This is a genomic window from Clostridioides sp. ES-W-0018-02, assembly GCF_020658175.1.
Lineage (GTDB): Bacteria > Bacillota > Clostridia > Peptostreptococcales > Peptostreptococcaceae > Clostridioides.
Genome location: NZ_JACVVY010000029.1, coordinates 1 through 5,628, shown reverse-complemented (window position 1 = coordinate 5,628; position 5,628 = coordinate 1). Strand labels below are relative to the sequence as shown.

3 protein-coding genes and 1 rRNA gene are annotated in these 5,628 nt (G+C 28.0%); 3 read left to right on the top strand and 1 reads right to left on the bottom strand.

All coding sequences use genetic code 11. The annotated features are described in order from the left end of the window. Nucleotides 1-114 (top strand): 5S ribosomal RNA (gene rrf / locus IC219_RS21025); the annotation flags it as partial. Nucleotides 115-322: 208 nt separating this feature from the next. On the opposite strand, the gene IC219_RS21020 is transcribed toward rrf, so the two are convergent. Next, complete coding sequence (locus IC219_RS21020) at nt 323-1,507, bottom strand: pyridoxal phosphate-dependent aminotransferase (RefSeq protein ID WP_227832020.1); 1,185 nt, start codon at nt 1,505-1,507, stop codon at nt 323-325. Between the two features lie 372 nt (nt 1,508-1,879). On the opposite strand from IC219_RS21020, the gene IC219_RS21015 reads away from it, so the two are divergent. Together IC219_RS21015 and nrdG are read left to right on the top strand one after the other, a co-directional pair. Next, the gene (locus IC219_RS21015; protein ID WP_227437646.1) at nt 1,880-4,231 is read left to right on the top strand and encodes an anaerobic ribonucleoside triphosphate reductase; all 2,352 of its coding nucleotides are present in this window, start codon (nt 1,880-1,882) and stop codon (nt 4,229-4,231) included. A gap of 21 nt (nt 4,232-4,252) precedes the next feature. After that, nucleotides 4,253-4,792, top strand: a complete 540-nt coding sequence (gene nrdG / locus IC219_RS21010) for an anaerobic ribonucleoside-triphosphate reductase activating protein (protein WP_227832019.1) — start codon at nt 4,253-4,255, stop codon at nt 4,790-4,792. The last annotated feature ends 836 nt before the right edge of the window (nt 4,793-5,628 follow it).

The following is a 5,628-nucleotide window of genomic DNA, read 5'->3' as shown; positions in this document are numbered from 1 at the left end:
GGTTACAATAGCAGAGAGGATACACCTGTTCCCATTCCGAACACAGAAGTTAAGCTCTCTAGCGCTGATGGTACTTGGTGGGAAACTGCCTGGGAGAGTAGGACGTAGCCACGTAATTTTTTTATTTGTTATATTGAGTTAAAATTTAAAATAAAATTCTAGCTTAATATAACAAATAAAATAAAAACCTATTGGTATGAAAATCAATAGGTTTTTATTTTATTTAAGTTTTTAATTACGATGTTAAATATATTATATAGATACACAATCTATTAATTTATCATCTAATATCTTATATTTAAAAATTGTTTGATTAAAATTATTATGCCATTATCTTAGATACAAATTCTTTTAATTTATCTAATCCAGCCAAGAAAGTATTCTCATTACAAGCATAAGATATACGAATATATTTATCCATACCAAATGCTATGCCAGGAACAACTGCTACATTGTATTCTTCTAAAAACTGATTACAAAATTCTATAGAAAAACTATCTTTATATTTAAAGTTTTCAGCTATCTTAGAAAGGTCTATAAAAGCATAAAACGCACCATCTGGATTTACGTAATCTACATTTTCGATAGAATCTAATTTAGATGTGATTAAATCTCTTCTAGATTTATATGTTTCCACCATATCATCTATATCAGTTGAACAATCTTTTAAGGCTCCATATGCTATGTATTGTGATGTTAAGCTTGGATGTGATATAAGATGTCCTTGTATGGAACTCATTGCTTTAGCTATGGTTTTATTAGAAGCAGTATAGCCTAATCTTAATCCAGTCATAGCAGCTGATTTAGAAAAACCATTTATAGTTATAGTTATATCTTTTGCTTCTTCGCTTAATGAAGCAACTGATGTGAAATTTCCAGTGTAACATATTTTTTCATATATTTCATCTGCCAAAATATATATTTTGTTCTGTATACACACTTTTACGATTTCAATTAGCTCATCTCTTGTATAGACACTACCAGTAGGATTTGAAGGATTATTTATTACAAGAATCTTTGTTTTGCTTGTTATAGATTTTTCAAGTTCTTCTTTTGTTAATTTGAATCCATTTTCTTTTCTGGTATCAATAAAAATTGGAACAGCATTAACTAATTTAACCATTTCAGGGTAACTAACCCAATATGGTTTTGGCAATAACACTTCATCTCCCTCATCTGTTAACGCTAGTAAAGTGTTTGTTATAGAATTTTTAGCTCCACTTGATATAACTATTTCATCTATTGAATATTTACAGTTATTTTCTTCAATAAGTTTTTTACAGATTTCTTCTCTAAGTATTTTCAATCCAGGAACTAAATCATATTTAGTACAATCTTTATTTAAAGAGTCAATTCCGTAAGATTTTGCAACATTAGGTACATTAAAATCAGGTTCTCCTATACTAAGGTTGATTACTTTAATTCCGTCACTTTCCATTTCTTTAACTTTTGAACTAATACCTATTGTATAGGATGGAGTTATAAAGTTTAGTCTTTTTGATAACATAAAATGCCCCCTTTTAAATTATTATTTATATTATACGACAAATTTGAAAAATGTACATAAGGAAATTTGTAGATATATACATTAATACATATGAAAATGAGTATTTTTTGCCTAAAATTAGTGTAAAAAAAAGAGAAAAAAGTTTTGACTTCCAAAGTTGTTACAAACGCTGATGTTCAAAATATCTACATAGTATTTGCAATGATTTGCGTTAGTTTGACTATTATGTACAAATTTGGTAATCTTAATATAGTAATTATTAAGATAATCCCTTTAACTTAGTTGAAGGGGATTTTTTTAGACTTAATATACTACATATAGTGGTATGTAGATTAATAAAATACAATATATAGTAATAGGGGGTTTTTTTAATTGGTTGAGTTTGTAAAAAAGAGAGATGGAAGAGTGATTCCATTTAATGAAGATAGAATAACAAGGGCTATATTTTTAGCAGCAACAAATGTTGCAGAAAGAGAAGGTATTGTACCTGATTATAAGTTATCTGAGCAACTAACTCAGGAAGTAATAAAGTTGATAAATCATAAATATTCTGAATCAGTTCCAAGTGTTGAAGACATACAAAATTCTGTAGTTAAGGTTCTTATAGAAACAGGTCATGCAAAAACTAGTGAAGAGTACATAGTATATAGAACTGAAAGAAGTAGAATAAGAAATTCAAAAACACGATTAATGAAGGCAATAGAAGAAATTACCTTTGAGGATGCAGAAGATGCTGATATAAAAAGAGAAAATGCAAATATCAATGGTAATACAGCTATGGGAACAATGTTACAATATGGAAGTACTGTATCCAAAGAATTTTGCAAGACTCATATATTAAAGCCAGAACATTCTTTCGCACATGATAATGGAGATATACATATACATGACATGGACTTTTTAAATATGGGGACATTAACTTGTTGCCAGATAGATGTTAAAAAACTATTTGAGGATGGTTTTTCAACTGGTCATGGTTTCTTAAGAGAACCACAAGATATAATGAGTTATGGAGCTCTAGCCGCAATTGCGATACAAAGTAATCAAAATGATCAACATGGAGGTCAAAGCATACCATTTTTCGATTATGGTTTGTCTGAAGGTGTGTATAAGACATTTAAAAAATTCTACATAGGAAACTTAGCTAAAGCATTAAAATTATTTAAAGGAATTGAAAATAATGAAGCAATAAAGGACATAGTATATAGAACAGAGAAAGAAACAAATAAAAAAGTTGGTCTTAAAAAAGATGAATTGTATTTAAACTCTGAAAAAGAAAAACTAAAAGAAATGTTTAATATTGATGAAGAACTTATAAAGAACATGCAAAACTTTGCATTTGAAGAGTCATATAAAGAAACTGATAAAAAAACATATCAATCTATGGAAGCATTTATACATAACTTAAATACAATGCATTCTAGAGCAGGTGCACAAGTACCATTTTCAAGTGTAAATTTTGGAACAGATATTTCAGAAGAAGGAAGAATGGTAACTAAGAATCTATTATTATCACAAGAAAGAGGTTTAGGTAATGGAGAGACCCCAATTTTCCCAATATTGATATTTAAAGTTAAAGAAGGTGTAAATTTAAATCCTGAAGATCCTAATTATGATTTATTTAAGTTATCATGCAGGGTATCAGCTAAAAGATTATTTCCTAACTTTAGCTTTTTAGATGCTCCTTTTAATGCTAAATATTATAAAGCAGGAGATCCAGATACAGAAGCTACATATATGGGTTGTAGAACAAGAGTACTTAGTAATGTATGTGGGCCAGAAACAGTTAGTGGCAGAGGAAATATATCTTTTACTACTGTCAATCTTCCAAGATTAGGTATAAAGCATGGAATTATAAAAAATGAGAAAACTAATTTAGATGAATTTTTTAAAGAACTAGATGAGAAAATAGACTTAATTATAGAACAATTATTAGAGCGTCTTGAAGTTCAAGGAAATAAAAAAATGAAAAACTTTCCGTTTTTAATGGGTCAAGGCGTATGGAAAGATTCTGATGATTTGGGCCCAGAAGATACATTAAAAGAAGTAATAAAGCAAGGAACATTGACTATTGGGTTTATAGGTTTAGCAGAATGCCTTATTGCTCTTACAGGTAAACATCATGGAGAAAGCAAGGAAGCTCAAGAATTAGGACTAAAAATAGTGTCATATATGAGACATAAAATGGATGAAGCTACAGACAAATATAAATTAAATTTCTCTTTAATGGGTACTCCAGCAGAAGGTCTTTCAGGAAGATTTACTAAAATAGATAAGAAAGTATATGGAGAAATTAAAGGTATTACAGATAAAGAGTATTATACTAATTCATTCCATGTTCCAGTTTATTATAATATAAGTGCATATGACAAAATTGAGATAGAAGCTCCATATCATGAATTTACTAATGCAGGTCATATAACATATGTAGAACTAGATGGAGATCCATCTGATAACTTAGAAGCTTTTGAAACTATCATAAAAGCAATGAAAGATTTGGGCATAGGATACGGAAGTATAAATCATCCTGTAGATAGAGATCCTATATGTGGTTTCTCGGGAGTAATAGCAAGTAATATATGTCCTGTATGTGGAAGAAATGAAGACGAAAGTGATATTAAATTTGAAAGAATCAGACGAATAACAGGATATTTAGTTGGTACAGTTGATAGATTTAATAATGCCAAAAAAGCGGAAGTTAAAGATAGGGTAAAACATAGATAGTTTTATTTGGAGGAATAAGTTATGAAGATAAGAATGTCATCTACTATAAGTCATGACAGTATAGTTGATGGACCAGGGTTAAGAATGGTAATATGGACTCAAGGATGTGTTCATAATTGTAAAGGATGTCATAATCCTCAAACACATAATTTATGTGGTGGATTTTATATGGATACAAAAGAAATTATAAATGAGATAAAGTCACTAAAATTACAAAAAGGTATTACACTATCAGGTGGAGAGCCATTTTTACAGCCAGAACCATTAGAAGAAATAGCAAAAGAAGCCAAAAAGACTGGCTTAGATGTATGGTCCTATACAGGATTTACATTTGAACAACTACTAGATAAAAAAAATAGTGCATATTTTAAAAACTTGAACCTATTAAAGCAGATTGATGTTTTAGTAGATGGAAGATTTGTAGATGAAAAAAAAGATATAAGTTTAAAATTTAGAGGTTCATCAAATCAAAGAATAATTGATGTTCAGAAGAGCTTAAAGTATAAAAAAGTATTTTTAATTGAGCAGTATATGAAGGATGATTTATCTATAGCAGAATAGAACATAAATAGACGAAAGTAAATGTAAAAACATATTTACTTTCGTCTATTTTTATGTAAAAAGTTTTTCTTTAACTATGTATTATATAAAATGTATTTATATTAGACTGACTATTGTAGCTTTTATAGCTTTAGTTTTATAATATATTAGTTTGTTTTGATTTATATTCTTTTAAAAGAAAGTTTTACAAATTGTTTAATTGATACTCGGCTATGAAACTAAAGTATTTAATTTGATTATGAAAGTTTTTAGTTAATATATAAATTTACAAAGTAAAGTAGTAAGGGGTTGATAAATACTTTAATAAAATTATATGCTCATGTACTATTATCACTACTAATATCATTATTAATGCTTTTGAGAGGAAATAATGCTGCTATTAAAGCAAGCATTTTCAACCAATGTTTTCAAGTTGTAAACATATTGTATCATATAGATAAATGGACTAATGAGAAGTGATTATACATATGGATTTATCTTTATTCAAAAAATAATAAATTATGTAATATGTGGATAAATATGTTTATAATGTGGATAATATTTAATGTAATAAGTTAAAACAATATGAATCAGTTGTTTATAATGTGGATAATATTATAATAGAGAGGTAAAGTGATAATTTAAAAATAAAAAAAGTAAAAAAAGTTGTTGACTCTAAAAGAAAAAGTTGGTATAGTAATACTTGTCCTCAAGAAAAGGACATAAACATAAAGAACTTTGAAAATTAAACAGTAGGTTAATTTATAAACAAGAAACAAACCATAAAGCCAGATATTTAGATAACAATAGTATCTGAGCCTGATAAACTTTTATTTGAGAGTTTGATCCTGGCTCAG

What these genes read in the sequence shown, in the direction of transcription:
- IC219_RS21020 (WP_227832020.1), bottom strand. Translation starts at nt 1,507, where the DNA reads ATGTTATCAAAAAGACTAAACTTTATAACTCCATCCTATACAATAGGT.
- nrdG (WP_227832019.1), top strand. Translation starts at nt 4,253, where the DNA reads ATGAAGATAAGAATGTCATCTACTATAAGTCATGACAGTATAGTTGAT.